We start from the raw sequence: 20,730 nt of genomic DNA on the forward strand, positions 1-20,730 counted from the left end.
GTCCATGCTGCAACGCCTGCGGCAAATCAGTATCAGTAGCAGTCTGCGCGGGGCATTTCTGACGGGGGCGCTGCTTACGCTGATTGTCAGCAGCGTAAGCCTCTATTCCTGGCATGAACAAAGTTCGCAGATCCGCTATTCGCTGGATGAGTATTTTCCGCGCATCCATGCGGCTTTTCTGATTGAAGGGAATCTCAACCTGGTGGTCGATCAGCTCAATGAATTTCTGCTGGCGCCAAATACCACGGTACGACTGCAGCTGCGCAACCAGATTATCCAGCATCTGGACAAAATAGAACGGCTAAGTCAGGGGTTGTCGCCGGCAGAACGCCAGCAGTTGGGGGTGATATTGCAGGACAGCCGCGCGCTGCTGGCGGAACTGGATCGCGTGCTCTACAACATGTTTCTGGTTCGTGAAAAGGTGGGAGAGCTTGCGGCGCGGATCGACTGGCTGCACGATGATTTCACCACCGAGCTAAATTCGCTGGTGCAGGATTTTACCTGGCAACAGGGAACGCTGCTCGATCAGATTGAAGCCCGACAGGGGGATGCGAGGCAGTATCTGAAACGCGCCCGGGAAGTGCAGAATGAACAGCAGCAGGTCTATACCCTGGCTCGTATTGAAAATCAGATCGTTGACGACCTGCGCGACAGGCTCAATGAACTGAAATCCGGGAATGATGACGGCATGCTGGTGGAGACGCATATCCGCTATCTTGAAAACCTGAAAAAAACGGCGGATGAAAATATCCGTGCGCTGGATGACTGGCCGAGCACCATTACCCTGCGACAAACGATAGATGAGCTGCTGGAAATTGGCATGGTGAAAAATAATATGCCGGATACCATGCGCGACTATGTTAGCGCGCAAAAAGCGCTCGTGGAAGCCAGCCGGTCCAGAGAAGCGACGCTGGGGCGCTTCAGAACGCTGCTGGAAGCCCAGCTTGGCAGCAGTCACCAGCAGATGCAGATGTTTAATCAGCGTATGGCGCAGATTGTCCGGGTCAGCGGCGGGTTAATCCTGGTGGCGACCTTGCTGGCGCTGCTGCTGGCATGGGGGCTAAACCATTATTATATTCGCTCGCGGCTGGTGAAACGCTTTACCGCGCTGAATCAGGCGGTGGTGCAGATTGGTCTGGGCCGGACCGAGGCGACCATTCCGGTTTACGGGCGCGACGAGCTGGGACGTATTGCCGGTTTGCTTCGTCATACCCTGGGTCAGCTTAATGCGCAAAAACAGCAGCTGGAACAGGAGATTGGCGAGCGAAAAGCGATTGAGGCCGATCTGCGCGCCACGCAGGACGAGCTGATCCAGACCGCTAAACTGGCGGTGGTGGGGCAGACGATGACCACCCTGGCGCATGAGATTAATCAGCCGCTGAACGCGCTGTCGATGTATCTTTTTACGGCGGGAAGGGCGATCGAACAGGGACAGGCGGAGCAGGCGCGGACGACGTTAAGCAAAGCAGAAGGGCTGATCAACCGCATTGACGCGATTATCCGCTCCCTGCGCCAGTTTACCCGCCGCGCAGAACTGGAAACGCCGCTGCATCCGGTCGATTTGCGTCAGACGTTTACCGTGGCGTGGGAACTGCTGGCGATGCGTCATAAGCCTCAGCAGGGGACGCTGGTGATACCGGATGACACTGTCTGGATCCAGGGGGACGAAGTGCGCGTCCATCAGGTGCTGGTGAACGTGCTGTCCAATGCCCTCGACGCCTGCCCGCACGCCGCGCAAATCACCGTGAGCTGGCAAATCCAGGGCGGAAGGCTGTGCGTGTTGATTGCCGATAACGGCCCTGGCTGGCCTGCGGCCTTACTCCCTTCGCTGTTAAAGCCGTTCACTACCAGTAAAACCGTGGGGCTCGGAATAGGGCTTTCGATATGTGTTTCGCTGATGACGCAAATGGAAGGGGCGTTGCGCCTGGCGTCGACGTTTACACGCAGTGCCTGCGTGGTGCTGGAATTCAATTTGACGGATGTAAAAGATGTTGAGTAATAACTGTTCGATTCTGCTGATTGACGATGATGCCGATGTGCTGGATGCCTATACGCAGCTGCTTGAGCAAGCGGGGTATCATGTCAGTGCCTGTAATAATCCGTTTGATGCGCGGGAGCAGGTGCCGAAGGACTGGCCCGGCATCGTTTTAAGCGATGTCTGCATGCCCGGCTGCTCCGGTATCGATTTAATGACGTTGTTTCATCAGGATGACGATCTGCTGCCGATTCTGCTTATCACCGGTCACGGCGATGTGCCGATGGCGGTGGAGGCGGTGAAAAAAGGGGCCTGGGATTTCCTGCAAAAGCCGATCGATCCGGGCAAACTGCTCACGCTGGTGGACGCCGCGCTGCGTCAGAGGCAATCGGTTATCGCCCGTCGCCAGTATTGTCAGCAAAAATTACAGGTTGAGCTTATTGGCCGCAGCCAATGGACGGTTCGGTATCGCCAGCGCCTTCAGCAGCTGGCAGAAACGGATATTGCGGTATGGCTTTACGGCGAGCCGGGAACCGGCCGCATGACCGGCGCGCGTTACCTGCACCAGTTAGGACGGCACGCTGAAGGTCCGTTTATCGCCTGCGAGCTGACTCCGGCTAACGCCCATACGCTTAATGAACTGATCGCCCAGGCCCAGGGCGGAACGCTGGTCTTAAGTCACCCCGAGCATCTGACTCACGAGCAACAGCATCAGCTGGTACAGCTGCAGAGTCATGAGAAGCGGCCTTTTCGCCTGATTGGTATCGGTAGCGCTTCGCTGGTGGAGTTGGCCGCCAGCAGCCAGATAGTGGCGGAACTCTATTACTGCTTTGCGATGACGCAAATTGGCTGCCAGCCTCTGTCAAAGCGACCTGATGATATCGAGCCGCTGTTTCATCACTATTTGCAAAAAACCTGTCAACGGCTGAATCATCCCGTCCCGGAGGTGGATGCTGGTCTGTTGAAGGGGATGATGCGCCGGGTGTGGCCAAATAACGTTCGCGAACTGGCGAACGCCGCCGAGCTGTTTGCAGTGGGGGTATTACCACTTGCAGAAACGGTTAATCCGCTGATGCACATCGGCGAGCCGACGCCGCTGGATCAGCGGGTTGAGGACGTCGAACGGCAGATCATCACCGAAGCGCTGAATATCCACCAGGGACGTATTAATGAGGTGGCGGAGTATCTGCTGATACCGCGTAAAAAACTTTATCTCAGAATGAAGAAGTATGGTCTGAATAAAGAGCACTACAAAGGGGTTTAGGGCATCTTGTCAGACGATGGTTGAAAATTATGAGGACAGATACAGATTATAAATGCCTTCAAGTCAGCAGAGGCGATTTATGTTATTGTGACTGCTTAAATTTCCTTAAAAGGTGTGACTGTTGAACATGCGAATATTGACTGTGGTTGATTATGATGAGATGTGGCCGACTTTATTTGAGAACGAGCGTACTCTGTTGCAGATGACGCTTGGTAAAGTGATATCCCGGATTCATCATATTGGTAGCACCTCGGTGCCTGGATTATCAGCTAAGCCAGTAATAGATATATTAATCGAAGTTGCTAATCTTGAAGAACTGGACAGTCTGAATCAGGCAATGGAGGGTGTAGGATATACTGTGCGTGGTGAAAACGGCATTTTAAATCGTAGGTACTTTACAAAAGGTGGAAATCAGCGTAGTCATCATATCCATGCGTTTACCACCGGGGATGCTCAAATCATAAAACACCTGGCATTCCGTGATTACCTTATTAAACACAATGACGTAGCCATTCAGTACGCTTTAATGAAAAAAAGCGCGATGTTATTATGTGAAAATGACAGCCACCGATACAGCATTTATAAAGCGGATTTCATTCAGAAACATCTTCGTATGGCGCTTATTGATGCGGGTCACCTGGGCTAGCCTTCAAATAAACTACAACCCATGTTTTTTTTGTAATTTTTCACAGCGTTACCTCTTGTTTCTCCATTATTAGCAAACAGCACGCCTTGCAGACTCCCTGCGGCTTCCTGCAACTGAGCATTCTGAATAAGCGACGGGGCGATAAAGCCGATAACGCATCATTCAGTATGGAGGCACTATTTCACAACCCCAGCGGCCTGGCCTCCTGTATGAACTCAATCAGAAGGCGAAGCCCGGTCGGCAATTGCCGGCGGCTTGAATAATAGATATGAAAACCTTCCTCCAGTGGGGACCATTCCGTAAGCACCAGACGGAGCCGTCCATCCTTGACATAGGGTGCAACAAGAGGCTCCGGAAAATACATCAGGCCAGCCCCGCCCAATACGGCCACCAGACCCGTTTCGGCATGATTGACCGTCACTGAGCCTGGCACTGTCATTTGGTATGTTTCGCCGTCTCGCGCAAGTTCCCAGCGATAAACCCGATCGTCACCGAGACGATTGCTGATGCAGCGATGGTGTAATAAATCATCCGGATGTTCAGGCGTTCCGTAGCGTTCCAGGTAATCAGGGGAGGCCGCGATAACCCAGCGAATATCGGCAGATAAACGCCGGGCAACCATGTCCTCCGGGACGGTGCCACCATAGCGGATGCCGGCATCGAAGCCCGCATCAGTCACGTCAACCATTCGGTTGCTGGCCACAATATCGATTTCAATATCGGGATAGCGATCCATAAAAGCGGGCATGACCGGCGCAAGCAAAAGATTTGCCGCTTCAACGGCTGCATTGATGCGGATACGACCGGTAGGGGTATTGCGATACCGGTTAAGCGATTCAAGCGCGCCTTCTATGGTGTCGAAAGGCTGAAGAACAGACTGAACCAGTTCCTCACCAGCTGCCGTAGGGGTGACGCTCTTGGTCGTGCGATTAAGCAGGCGAACCCCGAGCCGGGTTTCCAGCCCCTTCAGGGCATGACTCAGCGCTGATGCACTGACGCCTAATTCAATTGCCGCACGGCTGAAGCTGCGATGACGTGCAATCGCCATGAAATAAATAAGATCGGCAACATCAGCTCTGCTTATTTGCATACAGAAAAGTTTTCCTTGTGCGGCGTTAAAACCCGAATGCGTTGATGAAGAAATGATATACACCTTAGACCGATTAGGGCTAATCCATTGCTGAATTTCTTTCACAAGTCCATTCATGCACGTCCACTCACTGTACACGTTGTGCTTCGTTATTCTTGAAAATCATGCGCTCTGGCTGGTAGGCCAGGGCGGGACACTCATCTAACGGAGCCGTTTATGAACTATACGCATCTTGGCCGCACCGGCCTGAAAGTCAGCCGCCTTTGTCTCGGAACCATGAATTTTGGTGACGTCACCGACGAGAAGACCAGCGCCCGCATTCTGGATGAGGCGCTTGAGGCGGGTATCAATTTCATTGATACAGCAGACGTGTATGGCACTGAACAATCTCCCGATATCCAGCAAGGCTCGGGGCTGTCCGAGGAAATTATTGGTCGCTGGCTTCAGCAGGGTGGCCGCCGTGAACGCATCGTTCTGGCGACAAAAGTCTATCAGCCTATGGGACCGGGCCCGAACGATCGCCGGCTTTCTGCTTACCATATTCGCAAAGCCTGCGAGGACAGTTTGCGACGGCTTAAGACCGACCATATTGACGTCTATCAGATGCATCACATCGATCGTCATACGCCGTGGGAAGAGATCTGGCAGGCCATGGAACTGCTTGTTCAGCAGGGAAAGGTTCTTTATATCGGTAGCAGCAATTTCGCGGGCTGGGACATTGCGACTGCGCAGTCAGTCGCCACGGCCCGTCATTTCCTGGGCCTGGTCGCCGAGCAAAGTCTTTATAATCTGACAGCCCGCACCATTGAGCTGGAGGTCATTCCCGCATGCCGCCATTTTGGCCTGGGGTTGATCCCCTGGAGCCCGCTTGCCGGAGGGCTGCTTGGCGGCGTACTGAAAAAGATGGCAAGCGGGCGCCGTGCAAGGCCCGCGTCTGCCCGTCTAATCGAACAGTATCGTCCGCAGCTGGAAGCCTACGAGGGATTATGTGAGGACCTCGGCGAAACCCCCTCCGATGTGGCCCTGGCGTGGCTCCTGCAGAATCCTGTCGTTACCGCTCCACTGATTGGGCCTCGTACGGTCGAACAACTCCAGCAGGCGCTTCACGCAACGACAGTCACGCTATCAGACGACACCATGAGCTGTCTCGACGAAATCTGGCCCGGCCCCGGGGGAGAAGCGCCCCAGGCTTATGCCTGGTAATGACCAATTAATGAATCCTTTCTTCGTTATAGGGAGTTCCAGTTTATGAGCAAGATGATCCATGACCAGCCTTCTGCTGCCGTACCCGCTTCCCGGGACCGGCGCAATTTTCTGATCGCCGGCGCCGGTCTGGCTTTGGCCGCAACCACCCTTGGCAGGAGCGGCGCCGTGATGGCGAAACCGGCTGGTCAGGACACGCCGAACGCCCCTTCGGATGCTGCTCCCGTCCGGAAGGAAACCTTAACCACGCGTAAACTCGGCTCGCTGGAGGTGTCCAGCATGGGACTCGGGTGCCTGCCGATGGTGGGTTATTACGGCGGAGGCCCGCGCGATCGTAAAGCCATGGTTTCGCTTATCCGGGCAGCCTTCGAACAAGGTATCACGTTCTTTGATACTGCCGAGGTCTACGGCCCCCATCTCAGTGAAGAATTTGTCGGGGAAGCACTGGCCCCTGTTCGCGATCGTGTGGTGATTGCCACCAAGTTCGGCTTCGGCGTGGAGGAGGGGAAGCCCACTTCCCTTAACAGCCACCCTGACCATATCCGCCGTGCCGTAGAGGGCTCGCTAAAGCGTCTGAAAACGGACCACATCGATCTTCTCTATCAGCATCGCCCCGATCCGAATGTGCCGATCGAGGATGTGGCGGAAACCGTGAAGGCGTTGATCCAGGAGGGTAAAGTGAAACACTGGGGACTGTCGGAAGCGAGTGCCAGGACAATTCGCCGCGCACATGCGGTACTCCCTGTGACTGCGGTGCAGAGTGAGTATGCCATGTGGTGGCGGGAACCAGAGACGCGGATATTTCCAACGCTCGAAGAGCTGGGTATCGGTTTCGTACCTTACTGCCCGACTGCCCGCAGCTTCCTTGCCGGAGCAGTCAATCCAAGCCAGCGGTTCGACAGCACCGATCGGCGGCATAACCTGCCACGCTTCCAGCCCGATGCCCTGGCCAAAAACATGGTGCTGCTTGAATTCGCGCAGTCGTGGGCCCGTCGCAAAAACACCACTCCGGTTCAGTTCGCGCTGGCCTGGGTGATGGCGCAGCGGCCCTGGATTGTCCCTATCTTTGAAAGCAGTGATCGCTGTGGTAAGACTGTAGCGCGGACATATCTATTTGGTCAGAGAAGACGGACATCTCAATTTAGCTACTACAACATGAGTGCGCATAATGTATATTATGTTAAATCGCCGATTGAGGGAATCTACGCCACATATCGCATCCACTCCTCTGTATCGCTCCTCTTCACGTGACTCGGTAAAACGCGCCTTACATCCCCGTCCATCTGGGCGGGGTTTTACGGCCCACCTGATATTTGATACCGCCTGAACTCCGCGCTAGAGAAGATTCTCTTCATCCAGAGAAATCACCTGAATGCCGGCATTACGATACGCCTGAACATCATCAGGCAGACGATCCACCACCACCGTGTCAATTCGATCTGCGGCGGTAAATTGGGCAAGCGAGGTGTTATTCAGCTTGCTGTAGTCGCAGACAATAATCACCTGACTGGCGTGTTCCACCATGCCTCGTTTCGTTTCTGCCAGCATGATATCGGCCACGCAGGCGCCGTGTTTCAGCGACAGCGAATTGGTGCCCATAAATGCTTTATCGACGTTTAGCGTGTCGAGAATGGAACGTCCGTTAATTGCCACCACGCAGTGGTATCCCTTCTTAACGATCCCCCCGAGCAGAATCGTTTGAATCGAGGGACTGGCCTCAAGCTCCCGGGCGATTTGGTAATCATTGGTAACCACCGTGACGTTCTGTCTGTCACGAATATTGCGCGCGATATGTAGCGTCGTGGTACCGGTATCCAGCACGATTATATCGCCATCCTCAACCAGCGCCGCCGCGCGCTGGCCGATCCGTTCTTTCGCGCTGAGATTGACAATTTCGCGGGCGTCCGATGCTTGTTCGAAGCTCGCTCGGGTACGAAGAACGGCTCCGCCATGCGTTCGGGTCAGCAACCCCTCCTCTTCCAGCTGGCGGAGATCGGCACGAATGGTAGCGCCAGATACATTAAAGACGTCACACATCTCAGAAACAGCAACTTTGCGTTTTTCCCTGAGAATACCGAGTAACTTCTCCTGTCTTTCTTCTGCAAACATTCTGCCTCTCTCTTTTTTACAGCTCGTTACGCGCGCAGCGGCGCTGGCTTACCTTTGCGTATCAGTCGGGTCCTACGCTGAGCGCATCCAGCCTGTCGTATAAGGCGGCGGATTGCCGGTACAGCGTATCAAAAAGCTCGCAGCAGGCGTGGTAATAATCCCGCAGACGGGGATCCGGTGAGATCAGTTTGTCGAACTGCACCGTTTGCCGCACGCCGCTGGCAAAATCGGCGTACAACCCTACGCCAACCCCGGCGATAATACCGCATCCGGTGACGCCATTCTCCTGATTACGCGTAGATAATATCGGCAGATTGTACGCTGCGGCTTTGATTTCAAGCCACAGCGAGCTGCGCGCGCCGCCGCCGGAAGCGATCATTTGTTGCGGATACTGCCCGCACTTCTGCAGCTGCCGAAGATTGCGCCAGGATGCAAAGGCCACCCCTTCCAGAACTGCGCGGAATAAATGACCGCGGCGATGCTTGCGCTGCAGGCCAAAAAACTGTGCCCGCGAGTTCGTGTGTTCGGCCAGACGTTCTCCCGTCAGATAGGGAAGAAACAGCAGCCCTTCTGCCCCCGCCGGCACCGCCGCCGCTTCCTGTAAAAGCTGTGGATGCGTAATCTGGTTATCGGCAAGTGCCAGCCGCGCCCAGCGAACGGCATCGCCGCCGGCGTCGAGGATCGTAAATCCGCCCCAGGCCGCGTTGGCAAGATGAAGATTATTAACCAGCGGATGGTGTAACGGCCGCGGCGACACCACCGTCATCAGCGTCGACGTGCCGGTTGAATCAGACGCCATCCCCGGTTCATACACACCCGAGCCCAGCAGAGAGGCCGCCATATCCGACGTCCCGGCAACCACCGGGATACCCGCCGGCAGGCCCGTCAGGTCGGCTGCGCGCTGCGTCACCTGGCCGATTATGTCGCTGGAAAGTTTAAGCTCCGGGAGCTGATCGACCCGCAGACCAAACGTTTCGCAGGCTTGCGAAGACCAGCTACGGGTTTCGCTGTCCATCAGGAAATAGCACGACGCTTCGCTATAATCGGTCGCCATGGCACCGGTCAGCATGAAATTAATATAGTCCTTCGGCATTAATACTTTGGCGAGCTGCGACCAGCGATCCGGATGATTTTCGCGCCACCAGGCTAACTTGAAAGCGGGCCATGCTGCCGCAGGCGGATTATTCAAATGCGCCAGCCACTTTTCCCAACCTTCGCGCGCGTTAAAGGCGTCAACTTGCGGCTGGCTGCGCTTATCATTCCACAGCAACGCCCTATCCTCCACCAGCTCGCCACGGTCGTCCAGAAGGACGGTGCCATGCATCTGTCCGCAAGCACCAATAACCGCAATTTGCGCTGCCGTTTCAGGATAGCGGTAAAGCACCTCGCGTATACAGTCGCAGGCGGCCTGCCACCATAAAGACGGGGCCTGTTCTGACCAACCTGCACGCGGCGTGGTTTGCTCATACTCTCTTTGCGCAAAGCCGATCATCGCGCCGTCAATGCGCACAATAGCGGCGCGGGTACTGCCAGTGCCAACATCAATCGTGAGTATTTTATCTTTCATCACTAACTCCGGTGACGTCTTAAGGCGGGCCACCAGGCCCGCGGTCTCTCAGTTTAATCGGCGTTCAGCTCGGGAAAACGTTCCGGGTGCTGCTCCAGTTCAGCCAGCACCTTGGTTACCGCGCCATGGCTCATGCCAAAGCGGCGCACGCCAAGCTGGTACAGCGCACGCACCGTGGCCAGATCGCGAATGCCCCCGGCGCCTTTGATATCGATTCGGCCTTTAAGCTGGTCGGCGATGATCCTGACTTTTTCCACCGTGGCGCCGGTGGGCGCCCAGCCGGTAGAGGTTTTGACCCACTTCATCCCCACCTCTACGGCAATTTCGCACACGCGACGAATCTGCTCCTCATTAAGATAGTGCGTTTCAAGGATCACTTTGGCCGGTACCGGGGCGGCGGCTTCCACCACGCGGCGCAAATCTTCGCGCACATAGTCATAATCGCCGGAGAGCACTTTGCCGATATTCACGACCATATCCACTTCCCGAGCGCCGTCGGCAATCAGCTGCCGCACTTCCTGAACCTTGGTATCGGTGGTATGCCCACCGCCGGGAAAGCCGACCGGACCGCCAATCATCACCTCTCCCGTACCCTGCTGCGGCAGCAACGTACTGAGAAAGCGCGTCCAGCAAGGCAGTACGTGGACGGAAATAATGTTGTATCTGGCAGCCAGCTCGGCGCAGGCGCGAACATCCGCTTCGGTACTGGTGGCCTGAACTGCGCTCAGATCAACTAAACGTGCAAAACGACGGGTTGTTTCATTCATGGTCTTATCCTGTCCTTTGTTTTTAATTGCTTTCATTTAATGCTGATATTTGGCTTAAATCCATTTAAAAACGCATTAAATGAAAATAACGTGATCAAATTAGCATTTTTTTATTTTCATTTGTTTTTAATTAGCAGCAGAAAATAAGCGTTAACCTTGCAGAGCAGGCGTAATCGGGCATAAATGGGCGCAAAAGCAATCTTGCATTTATTTTTGTTTGTTTTTGTTTATGCCTGAATCACGGGCGAAATAGCGCAAACCGCTGACGGAAGTGAAGCGAAATGCGTGCGCTATCACAGTGTTCGGCTGCGGATAGCTTGCCTTCGTGGGACATTCCCGAGGTCTCAACGCTCTGCGCAAGGGAAAGGTAATCTGATTATGTACTTCAGGAGAGAGCTATGTTGCCGCTGGAACGTCATCGTTTGATTGTTGAACTGCTGGGCCAACACGGCGTCATGCGGGTGAATGAGATTGCGCAAGCGACTCGGGTCTCCAGGGAAACGATTCGCCGCGATCTGAGCGAGCTGGAACGCAAAGGGATCTTAACCCGAAGCCACGGTGGAGCGCTGGCGGCGGAAAATCCGCTGCCGGCGACCCGGGCGGCGGCATCCGCCCTGCCAGTTGAAGATAGCCAGGGAAGCTTTCAGCACAGAACGCTGCTGCACAGCGAAGGCAAAATGCGCGTGGCCCGTAAAGCACTGCAGTTTCTCCAACCGGGACAGACCATTGTCCTGGACGGGAGTAGCACCAGCTGGTTTTTGGCCCGGCAGATGCCGGAGATGGCGTTGACGGTGATTACGCCCTCCATTCGCATCTTACAAACTCTGATGAGCCGACGCTCGTTGCATCTCGTCGGGCTGGGGGGCGATTTCTCCCCGACCGAAGAGTCGTTCTTCGGGGAAACCGCCTCACGAACGCTACGCGAATATGCCATTGATACGCTCTTTTTCTCCTGCCAGGGGCTGGAGCGCGATAGCGGCTTGTATGCGGGTACGCAAGCCCACGCCGCCCTGCTGAAACAGATGCTGCTGGCCGCCCGTCAGACTGTGGCTTTGGTCGACGGCAGCAAGCTGGGGCGAACAGGCGTCGCGCGTATCGGCGGACTGGGCGAGCTGGACTGTCTGGTGACTGAAAGGTTTGTCGATCCGCTGCTGGAAAAAGAGATGACCTGGCATAACGTCAGCCTGCAAATAGCCTGAGTACGCCGTCATGACGTGACGGTTAATACGCGCAATGTCGAAACGCTGCTTACCGCGGCAGGGCCAGACTTTGCCTGAATTCAGCCACCACCGGAATAAATGAGGCCTTATGCGTTATTACCTTTCTCCCTCGCTGATGTGTATGGACATGATGAAGCTGACGGAACAGCTGCGATTTCTAAACAGCAAAGCCGACAGGCTGCATGTCGACATCATGGACGGCCACTATGTCAAAAATCTGGCGTTGTCGGCCAGCTTTGTGGCGCAGATCCGTCCCTACACCTCGCTTCCTATCGATGTCCATCTGATGGTCGAAGCGCCCGCTTCGTTTATACCGGCGCTGTTAGACGCCGGCGCAGACGCCTTCTCACTGCATCCGGAGACCATCTGCCGCGAAGCGTTCCGGGTTATCAATATGCTTCGTCAGGCGGGGAAAGAGGTGGGAATGGTGCTCAATCCCGCCACACCGGTTGAGAGCATCCAGCACTATCTGCATCTGCTCGATAAGGTGACGGTGATGACCGTCGACCCAGGCTATGCCGGTCAGCCGTTTATTCCTGAAATGCTCGCCAAAATTACGCAGCTTCATCAGCTCAAAGAGACCGGCAGCCTCCGCTTCTTGCTGGAAGTCGATGGCTCCTGTAACCGCAACACCTACCGCGCGCTGCTGGGCGCCGGCGCACAGATATTAGTGATGGGCAGCAGCGGTTTATTCCGCGCTGATATGCCGCTCGAGCTGGCCTGGGAAACCATGTCCCGCGAACTGTCCGCCGCGCTGCACTCCCCCGAGCTGGTATAGAGGAGCGAATGATGTCAGGAAAAGTCTGTGTTTTTGGTTCATTCAATTTCGACATGGTCGCCAGGGTGGATCGCTTTCCGGTACCAGGTGAGTCGTTAGTGGCCTGCGGAAGTATGACCAGCGCCGGAGGTAAAGGGGCGAACCAGGCCACCGCCGCGCTAAAAGCGGGAGCAAATGTCCACTATATCGGCAAGATTGGCAATGACACCTTCGGCCATTTTGCCCGCCGTCATCTGAAAGGCGTGGGCTTCAATGCTGTGACGCTGCTGGTCGCCGAAGAGATCCCCACCGGCAATGCGCTGATTTATGTCGCCGGTAACGATGCCGAAAACATGATTGCCGTCGATCCCGGCGCGAATATGACGGTGACCGATGATGAAATCGCCGGCTGCATTCCCGCTATCGGCTGCGCGGATGTGGTTCTGGTTCAGCTGGAGAACAATCTTTCTGCTATTGAACAGGTCATAGACGCCGGCAAACAAGCCGGGGCCCTGGTAATACTCAATCCCGCGCCCTGGCAGCCCGTTGAGCACGCCGTTCTAAGCAAAGTGGATTTACTTACACCGAACGCCACGGAGGCCGGGTTAATGACCGGACGCAGGGTTGACAGTCTGACGGCCGCGGCTGAGGCCGCCGACGTGTTACATGCTCAGGGCGCGCGCAACGTCATTATCACTCTCGGCGCCAGCGGCGCCCTGCTGAGCGAGCTGGGAGTGAAATCTCGTGTTCCCTGCTTTCCTTCTCACCCCCGCGACACCACCGGTGCGGGCGATGCCTTCAACGGCGCGCTGGCGGCGCGGCTGGCCTGCGGGGAACCGCTACAGGCCGCAGCCCGATTCGCGGCGGCCTATGCCGCCGTCAGTGTCGAAAAGCAAGGCGCCTCATCTTTACCTGAGTACCTGGAGGCACAGGAACGGCTTCTCCGTGCCGCCGCTGATTATGAAATGGCATAAACCCTACTGTATAAAAAACATTAAGAGGATAGCTCAATGAGTACGCTAATCACGGATAAGGTCGATAACGCAGCGGTCCAAAAAGAAAAACTGGACACCAGTGCGTATTTACCCCATACCCCCTGGCTGCAATTTTTACTGGTCTGTTGCCTGTTTGCGCTATGGGGGATGGCGGGCAACCTGAATGATATTTTGATCGCCCAGTTTAAAAAGGGCTTCGATTTAACGGATACCCAGACAGCGCTGGTGCAGTCGATTTTTTTCCTCGGCTACTTTTTTGTCGCCCTGCCCGCGGCGGCGCTGATTAAGCGTTTCTCCTATAAAGCGGCGATTATTATTGGGCTGTGCCTGTACGCCCTCGGCTGCTTCCTGTTCGTTCCGGCCGCACAGATCATGACCTACGGCGCGTTCCTCGCCTGCCTCGGAGTGATCGCCTGCGGACTCTCTTTTCTGGAAACGTCGGCAAATACCTACTCCAGCCTGCTGGGTCCGATTCAATCCTCCACCCAGCGTATTAACTTTTCGCAGATCTTCAACTCGCTGGGCGTGATCTCCGGCGTATTGATTGGCCAGCTGATGGTCTTTGGCGAAAACGATCCGAGTCATGAACAACTGCTGGCGATGCCCGCCTCCGCTGCAGACATTGCCCGCCATCAGATGGTCAGTCAGGTGGTCGGGCCCTATCTGATTATCGGCTCCGTACTGGTGGTGCTGGCGCTGGTGTTCGTGTTTATTAAATTCCCGTCGTGCAAGGGCGCGCCCGCTCAACAGCAACAACTCCCGACGGAAAGCATGGGGCCAACGCTGAAACGCCTGTTTGCTATCCCGCGCTTTCGCCTCGGGATCCTGTCGCAGTTTTTGTACGTCGGCGCCCAGGTTGGCGTATGGAGCTTCACGATTCGCTTTGTGCAGCTCGTGCAGCAAGGCACCAGCGAGCACTCCGCGACTTACTGGCTGCTGGCTTCTCTGGTGATTTACGCCGTGGGAAAAACCGTGGCCACCTGGTTGATGAACCGTCTGAATCCGGCGATGCTGCTCGGAACGTTTGCCCTGGCCGCCACCGCCCTGTTACTGATTGCCGTTTTCAGCGGTTCAATGCTGGCGGTCTATGCGCTCATTCTGGTCAGCTTCTGTATGGCGCCATGCTGGCCGACGAACTTTGGTCTGGTGATCAAAGGGATGGGGAAAGATACCCAGACCGCAGGCTCGATCGTGGTGATGTCGATTATCGGCGGGGCCGTAATTCCGCTGGTGATGGGCATTATCTCGGATATGAACGGCGGCAATATGCAAATCGCCTTTATCGCTCCGCTCCTGTGCTTTGTGTATGTCGCTTTCTACGGCTTCTGGTGCGTGCGTAAGGGGGTATAACATGCGCGAACTTATCAACACGATTGCTCATATTGGCTATCAGGTCAGTGACTTAACGCGTTCGCTTGCCTTCTATGAACCGCTGGGCTTTCAGCGCCAGCAGCGGTTTAGCAAGCCATCGCCACAGGGCACTATTGAAGTTGCGTTCCTGGAAATGGCGGGCGCCGTCCTCGAGCTGTATCAGCTTCCCGCTGGAACGCCCTTTGACGCCCCTCGCTGCGGTATCGATCATCTGGCGCTGGAAGTCAGCGACCTGGATGCGGTGCAGCAGCGGCTGGCGGCGCTCGGTTATCCGCTCGATGAAGGGCCGATAGAAGAAGACAACGTGCGCTTCCTGCTTATTCGCGGCCCCGATGGCGAACGGCTCGAGTTCGATGCCTGTAAACGCTAAGCGGCAGGGCTGACCCCTTCACTCTTTTAGGCCCGGTTAACACGGGTCTAAAAGATAGCGTCCTCTGGCATTATTCACGTCGGTTTGATTCGCGGATATCTCTCCCCCACCCGGTCTCTCCTGCCCATTGTGCAATGTTACAAAATTGCTTCTGTTTTGTTGATTTTCTATTGTGAGCCATTCGGCAATTTCCTCTCCTGAATTTCCCCAGACTACTCCTACTCAATACGCGATATCAGGAGAGACACATGAACAGCACCTCCGCCGACTTCCAGAATCTGTACCAGGCCCTGAGCCACAGCGCCGCCCGCAGCCCGGATGCCCTGGCGCTGGCGTTTGAGGATCGGCGCTATCTGTACCGCGATTTTCATCTGCGGGTACAGCGGGCGATGGCGCAGCTTGATCGCGGCTGGTCGCTGCGCAAAGGCGACCGTATTCTGCTGGCCTGGGGCAATCACCCCGCTTTTTGCGAAGTCCTTTTTGCCGCGCTGGGTTTGGGCATCGAAGTGGTGCCTTTCAGCACCAAGCTTAAGCAGGCCGAAAGCGAGGCGCTGGTAGGCCATATCGCTCCCCGGGTTGTCCTGTTCGATGCGACCGTACAGGACTGGCTGAAAAACACCCCTGACGCGCGTGCGGTTTCACTCACCGAATGGCAGGCGCTCTGCCTTCCCGAACCGCTGACCCGCCCGCCGGTCCCGGTTAACCGCGACGATACGGCGGTGATGATGTTCACCTCCGGCACCACCGGAGAGCCTAAAGGGGCGATTATCACCCACAATAACCTGCTCTGCGCGATTGACGCCTATACGCAAAAACTGAATCTCACCGCCGCGGATAGCACCATCCTGGCGGTGCCTATCTATCACATCACCGGCCTGTCGGCGCTGCTGGCGCTGTTTATTAGCCTCGGCGCGAGCATCTGGCTGCAGCATCGGTTCAATGCCCCGCAGGTGATCACCACCCTGCGCGAGCAGAACATTACCTTTCTGCACGGCTCGCCCACCATTTTTATCCTTCTTTGCCAGGCTGCGCGTGAGCAGAGCGCCAGCCATCCCAGCGATTTTCCGGCATTGCGCACGATTGCCTGCGGCGCTGGCCACCTGAGCGATGGACTGATCAAGGAGTTAAAAACCCTGTTCCCGCATACCGCGATTCAGCCAATCTACGGCCTCACCGAAACGACCTCGCCTGCGACGATTTTTCCGGGCGACGTCTGGGGCAGCGATAAATGCGGCAGTTCAGGTCAGGCGATCCCGGGTCTCGCCATTACCATCCGCAACGATCGCCAGCAGCCCCTCCCCGCCGGACAAATCGGCCATATCTGGCTAAAAGGCGATGTGGTGATCCGCGAATACTGGCAGCACAGCGAGCGACGCCCGAGCTGCGATGCGCAGGGCTGGTTTTGTACCGGCGATCTGGGCTATCTCGACGACGAAGGCTGGCTGTACATCAAAGACCGCAGCAAGGACATGATCAATCGCGGCGGCGAGAAAATTTACTCACTGGAGCTGGAAAACATTCTCTCTACCTATCGGGGAGTACGGGAAGTTGCCGTCATCCCGACCCCCAGCCCGGTCTACGGCGAAGAGCCCGTGGCGTTTATCGTGCCGGATGGCCAGCATCACCTGACCAGCGAAGAGATCCTCGACTGGCTGAAGGTCAAAATCGCCCGTTTTAAGCTACCGGCGCGCATTATTTTCACCCGTGCTTTACCGCGTACCCACAACGGCAAAGTGAGCAAACAGCAGCTCAAAACGCGTCTCGCAGAATCCATCATCACGCTATCAACGGAGGATAAAAAGTGAGCAGCAAATTTATCGACGCCCATGAGGCGGCGCGGTGGGTCGCCAGCGGCGACACCGTCTGCACCGTCGGGATGACGCTTATCGGCGCGGCGGAGTCCATTTTAAGCGCCATCGAAGCGCGCTTTCTGACCGCGGGCGAACCGCGTGACCTGACGCTACTGCATGCCGCAGGGCAAAGCGATCGCCAGCGCGGTATCCAGCACTTCGCCCATCCGGGTATGGTGACCCGCCTTATCGGTTCGCACTGGGGCCTGGCGCCGCGCTGGATGGCGATGATCAACAACAACGAAGTGGAAGCCTGGTGCCTGCCGCAGGGGCAGATCGTTCATCTCTATAGCGCGATGGCCGCCGGACTGCCGGGGCGGCTTTCCCCCGTCGGTCTCGGTACCTTTGTCGATCCGCGCATAGAGGGCGGAAGGATGAACGCCCGCACCCGCGAACGACCCAATCTGATCGAGCACGTCACGTTTCGCGGCGACGAATATCTGTTTTATCCGGCTCTTCCTCTGGACGTGGTCATTGTGCGCGGCACCCATGCTGATGAAGACGGCAACCTCACGACCGATGAAGAGGTGATGAAGCTGGAAGTCCTGCACGCCGTTCTCGCCGCCAGACGCTACGGGGCGAAGGTGCTGGCGCAGGTGAAATATCGCGTAGCGAAAGGCTCGCTGCATCCGAAAAGCATCACCGTTCCCGGCAACCTGATCGACGCCATTGTGGTGTGCGAAGAGCCGCAGACGGATCACCGCCAGACTTCAAGCTGGGCCTTCGACCCAGCGCTGTGCGGCGATATCCAGCTGCCCGCCGCGCAGAATGCGCCGCTGCCGCTGGACCTGCGCAAGCTTATCGGGCGGATTGCCTGCCGCTATCTGACCCCCGGCTGCGTCATCAATCTCGGCACCGGTATTCCCAATGACGTGATTGGCGCCATCATTCACGAGGAACAGCTCGGCGAGCAGGTCACCATCACCGTCGAGTCAGGGATCTACGGCGGGCAGCAGGCGGGTGGCGTGGATTTTGGTATCGGCCGTAATCTGAGCGCGATGATTAGCCACCAGGATCAAATGCTCTACTACAACGGCGCAGGGGTCGACATCACCTTTATGGGCGCCGGCGAGATGGACCCGCACGGGCACGTCAATGCCACACGGCTCGGCGCATCCTGCCCCGGCGCGGGCGGTTTTATCGATATCACCCAGAATGCCCGCCACGTCGTGTTCTGCTCCTCTTTTACCGCCAAGGGGCTGGAGATCGCCTGTGAACACGGGGCGCTGCATATCCGCCGCGAAGGCGAGGTGCGTAAATTCGTCGCCGGGGTAAACCAGATTTCTTACAACGGCGAACTGGCCCGCGCCAAAGGACAAACCATGCATTATGTCACCGAACGGGCGGTTTTCGAACTGCGCCCGGAAGGACCGGTGCTGACGGAAATCGCCCCCGGTATCGATCTTGAGCGCGACATCCTGGCGCATATGGATTTTCATCCGGCGATCGCCGCGGATCTTCAGGTTATGGACAGCCGATTGTTCGCCCCGCCGCCCTGCGGTCTCGCGGAACATCTGTCCCGGAATTCATCCTCTGACTCATAAGGAACGTTGCTATGAAACTTGCCAGTAAAACCGCCATTGTCACCGGCGCCGCACGCGGTATCGGCTTTGGCATTGCCCAGGTGCTTGCGCGGGAAGGCGCGCGAGTGATTATCGCCGATCGTGATGCACACGGCGAAGCCGCCGCCGCTTCCCTGCGCGAATCGGGCGCACAGGCGCTGTTTATCAGCTGCAATATCGCTGAAAAAACGCAGGTCGAAGCCCTGTTTTCCCAGGCCGAAGAGGCGTTTGGCCCGGTAGACATTCTGGTGAATAACGCCGGAATCAACCGCGACGCCATGCTGCACAAATTAACGGAAGCGGACTGGGACACGGTTATCGACGTTAACCTGAAAGGCACTTTCCTCTGTATGCAGCAGGCCGCTATCCGCATGCGCGAGCGCGGTGCGGGCCGCATTATCAATATCGCTTCCGCCAGTTGGCTTGGCAACGTCGGGCAAACCAACTATTCGGCGTCAAAAGCCGGCGTGGTGGGAATGACCAAAACCGCCTGCCGCGAACTGGCGAAAAAAGGTGTCACAGTGAATGCCATCTGCCCGGGCTTTATCGATACCGACATGACGCGCGGCGTACCGGAAAACGTCTGGCAAATCATGGTCAGCAAAATTCCCGCGGGTTACGCCGGCGAGGCGAAAGACGTCGGCGAGTGTGTGGCGTTTCTGGCGTCCGATGGCGCGCGCTATATCAACGGTGAAGTGATTAACGTCGGCGGCGGCATGGTGCTGTAAGGAGAAAAACAATGACCCAGGCTAATGATATTGTGATTGTCAGCGGCGTCCGTACCGCTATTGGCACGTTTAACGGCAGTCTTAAACATACCCATCAGCATGACCTTGGGGCCGCCGTCATTCGCGAAGCGATCGCCCGCGCCGGGATTGCGCCGCAGGATATCGACGAAACGATCGTCGGCAACGTCGGGCAAATCGCCGAAAGCGGTTTTATCGCCCGCATCTGTCAGCTGCGCGCGGGGATCCCGCAGGAGAGCACCGCCTATTCCGTTAACCGCCAGTGCGGCTCCGGACTTCAGGCCCTGGCGGACGGCATGATGCAGCTGCAAAGCGGCCAGGCCGAGGTGGTCGTCGCCTGCGGCACTGAAAATATGACCCAGCTGCCCTACTACCTGCGTAAAGCGCGCGATGGCTATCGCATGGGCCACGGCGAGCTGGAAGATGGCCTGATCTCCATTCTCACCTGGCCGGAAGGCCCTTATCACAACGGCATCACCGCGGAAAACGTCGCGCAACGCTTCGGTATTACCCGCGAAGCGATGGACGATTTCGCCTGGTCGAGCCAGCAGAAGGCGCTGAAGGCGATCGCGGAAGGTCGCTTTCGCGAGCAGATCCTGGCCCTTGAGGTGCCGGACGGCAAAAAAGCGACCCGCCTGTTTGCGACCGATGAACACCCGCGCAACACCCCGCGTGAAAAGCTCGCCACGCTGCGTCCGGCGTTTAAAGCCGACGGCGTGGTGACGGCGGCCAACTCATCGGGCATTAACGACGGCGCGGCGGCGCTGGTGATGATGACCCGCCAGCAGGCGGAAAAACGCGGCTTAACCCCGCGCATGCGCATTCGCGGCTGGGCGGTCGCCGGCTGCGGGGCGGAGATTATGGGGTTTGGTCCCTCTCCCGCCACCCGACGCCTGATGGACCGTCTCAATATAGATGTGCAGTCCATTGATTTAATTGAACTCAACGAGGCCTTCGCCGCTCAGGCGCTGGCGGTGATGAACGATCTGCGTCTCGACCCGGCCCGCGTTAACGTCAACGGCGGCGCGATCGCCCTCGGCCACCCGGTAGGCGCCAGCGGTGCGATCCTGCCGGTCAAACTGATGTATGAAATGGCGCGCAGCGGCGCACGCACTGGTCTGGTCACCATGTGCATCGGCGGCGGCCAGGGGATTTCTATGCTGTTCGAGCGCGAAGGCGCTTAGCAAAAGACGGCCCGAAGTGGGGCTTCGGGCCGGGCGTCGTTCGGGTCAGCACCC

General features: G+C 56.8%; 17 protein-coding genes and 1 pseudogene. 14 read left to right on the plus strand and 4 right to left on the minus strand.

Going from position 1 to position 20,730, the window contains the following annotated elements:
* Positions 1-4: 4 nt before the first annotated feature.
* From pgtB to LPQ25_RS13035, 3 genes are all read left to right on the plus strand, one after another.
* Complete coding sequence (gene pgtB / locus LPQ25_RS13025; RefSeq protein WP_161508564.1) at positions 5-1,999, plus strand: two-component system sensor histidine kinase PgtB; 1,995 nt, start codon at positions 5-7, stop codon at positions 1,997-1,999.
* The gene (gene pgtA, locus LPQ25_RS13030; protein WP_002904899.1) at positions 1,989-3,239 is read left to right on the plus strand and encodes a two-component system response regulator PgtA; all 1,251 of its coding nucleotides are present in this window, start codon (positions 1,989-1,991) and stop codon (positions 3,237-3,239) included. The genes pgtB and pgtA overlap by 11 nt, the downstream gene beginning before the upstream one ends.
* Positions 3,240-3,366: 127 nt before the next feature.
* Positions 3,367-3,885, plus strand: coding sequence for a GrpB family protein (locus LPQ25_RS13035; protein WP_019705093.1), 519 nt, complete (start codon positions 3,367-3,369; stop codon positions 3,883-3,885).
* Positions 3,886-4,066: 181 nt separating this feature from the next.
* On the opposite strand, the gene LPQ25_RS13040 is transcribed toward LPQ25_RS13035, so the two are convergent.
* Positions 4,067-4,975 carry a LysR family transcriptional regulator gene (locus LPQ25_RS13040; protein ID WP_002904893.1) on the minus strand — a complete coding sequence of 303 codons (909 nt, stop codon included), beginning with the start codon at positions 4,973-4,975 and terminating at the stop codon, positions 4,067-4,069.
* Positions 4,976-5,191: 216 nt separating this feature from the next.
* Between LPQ25_RS13040 and LPQ25_RS13045 the strand changes: the two genes are divergently transcribed.
* Both LPQ25_RS13045 and LPQ25_RS13050 read left to right on the plus strand, forming a co-directional pair.
* On the plus strand, positions 5,192-6,178 hold the full coding sequence (locus LPQ25_RS13045; protein ID WP_032446045.1) for an aldo/keto reductase: 987 nt from the start codon (positions 5,192-5,194) through the stop codon (positions 6,176-6,178).
* Positions 6,179-6,223: 45 nt separating this feature from the next.
* Positions 6,224-7,243 (plus strand): annotated as a pseudogene (locus LPQ25_RS13050) (aldo/keto reductase); the annotation flags it as partial.
* Between the two features lie 270 nt (positions 7,244-7,513).
* On the opposite strand, the gene LPQ25_RS13055 reads toward LPQ25_RS13050, so the two are convergent.
* The 3 genes from LPQ25_RS13055 to deoC form a co-directional block, all read right to left on the minus strand.
* Positions 7,514-8,287: a DeoR/GlpR family DNA-binding transcription regulator gene (locus LPQ25_RS13055; protein WP_004143402.1), complete on the minus strand. Its 774-nt coding sequence runs from the start codon at positions 8,285-8,287 to the stop codon at positions 7,514-7,516.
* A 61-nt stretch (positions 8,288-8,348) separates the two neighbouring features.
* A complete protein-coding gene (locus tag LPQ25_RS13060) occupies positions 8,349-9,854 on the minus strand; it encodes a xylulokinase (protein ID WP_004891963.1) in 1,506 nt (501 codons plus the stop codon).
* Between the two features lie 53 nt (positions 9,855-9,907).
* Positions 9,908-10,657, minus strand: a complete 750-nt coding sequence (deoC, locus tag LPQ25_RS13065) for a deoxyribose-phosphate aldolase (protein ID WP_014907592.1) — start codon at positions 10,655-10,657, stop codon at positions 9,908-9,910.
* 362 nt (positions 10,658-11,019) lie between these two features.
* Here deoC and LPQ25_RS13070 point away from each other — a divergent pair, with 362 nt between their 5' ends.
* From LPQ25_RS13070 to LPQ25_RS13110, 9 genes are all read left to right on the plus strand, one after another.
* A complete protein-coding gene (locus LPQ25_RS13070; protein WP_004143408.1) occupies positions 11,020-11,820 on the plus strand; it encodes a DeoR/GlpR family DNA-binding transcription regulator in 801 nt (266 codons plus the stop codon).
* A 109-nt stretch (positions 11,821-11,929) separates the two neighbouring features.
* Positions 11,930-12,619, plus strand: coding sequence for a D-allulose 6-phosphate 3-epimerase (alsE, locus tag LPQ25_RS13075; RefSeq protein ID WP_004151641.1), 690 nt, complete (start codon positions 11,930-11,932; stop codon positions 12,617-12,619).
* A gap of 11 nt (positions 12,620-12,630) precedes the next feature.
* Positions 12,631-13,572 carry a ribokinase gene (locus tag LPQ25_RS13080; protein WP_014907593.1) on the plus strand — a complete coding sequence of 314 codons (942 nt, stop codon included), beginning with the start codon at positions 12,631-12,633 and terminating at the stop codon, positions 13,570-13,572.
* Between the two features lie 36 nt (positions 13,573-13,608).
* Positions 13,609-14,943, plus strand: coding sequence for an L-fucose:H+ symporter permease (fucP, locus tag LPQ25_RS13085; RefSeq protein WP_014907594.1), 1,335 nt, complete (start codon positions 13,609-13,611; stop codon positions 14,941-14,943).
* A 1-nt stretch (position 14,944) separates the two neighbouring features.
* Entirely contained in the window at positions 14,945-15,334 is a 390-nt protein-coding gene (locus tag LPQ25_RS13090; protein WP_004176179.1) for a VOC family protein, read from the plus strand.
* A 248-nt stretch (positions 15,335-15,582) separates the two neighbouring features.
* Positions 15,583-17,139, plus strand: coding sequence for a class I adenylate-forming enzyme family protein (locus tag LPQ25_RS13095; protein WP_014907595.1), 1,557 nt, complete (start codon positions 15,583-15,585; stop codon positions 17,137-17,139).
* Positions 17,136-18,728: an acyl CoA:acetate/3-ketoacid CoA transferase gene (locus LPQ25_RS13100; protein ID WP_004179836.1), complete on the plus strand. Its 1,593-nt coding sequence runs from the start codon at positions 17,136-17,138 to the stop codon at positions 18,726-18,728. Before LPQ25_RS13095 ends, LPQ25_RS13100 begins: the two co-directional genes overlap by 4 nt.
* 11 nt (positions 18,729-18,739) lie before the next feature.
* Positions 18,740-19,474 (plus strand): 3-oxoacyl-ACP reductase FabG, encoded by a 735-nt coding sequence (fabG, locus tag LPQ25_RS13105; RefSeq protein ID WP_014907596.1) that lies wholly within the window; start codon positions 18,740-18,742, stop codon positions 19,472-19,474.
* 11 nt (positions 19,475-19,485) lie between these two features.
* Entirely contained in the window at positions 19,486-20,676 is a 1,191-nt protein-coding gene (locus tag LPQ25_RS13110) for a thiolase family protein (protein WP_004151639.1), read from the plus strand.
* The last annotated feature ends 54 nt before the right edge of the window (positions 20,677-20,730 follow it).

The sequence above is a fragment of the Klebsiella sp. KPN54798 genome (assembly GCF_021184225.1).
GTDB lineage: Bacteria > Pseudomonadota > Gammaproteobacteria > Enterobacterales > Enterobacteriaceae > Klebsiella > Klebsiella pneumoniae.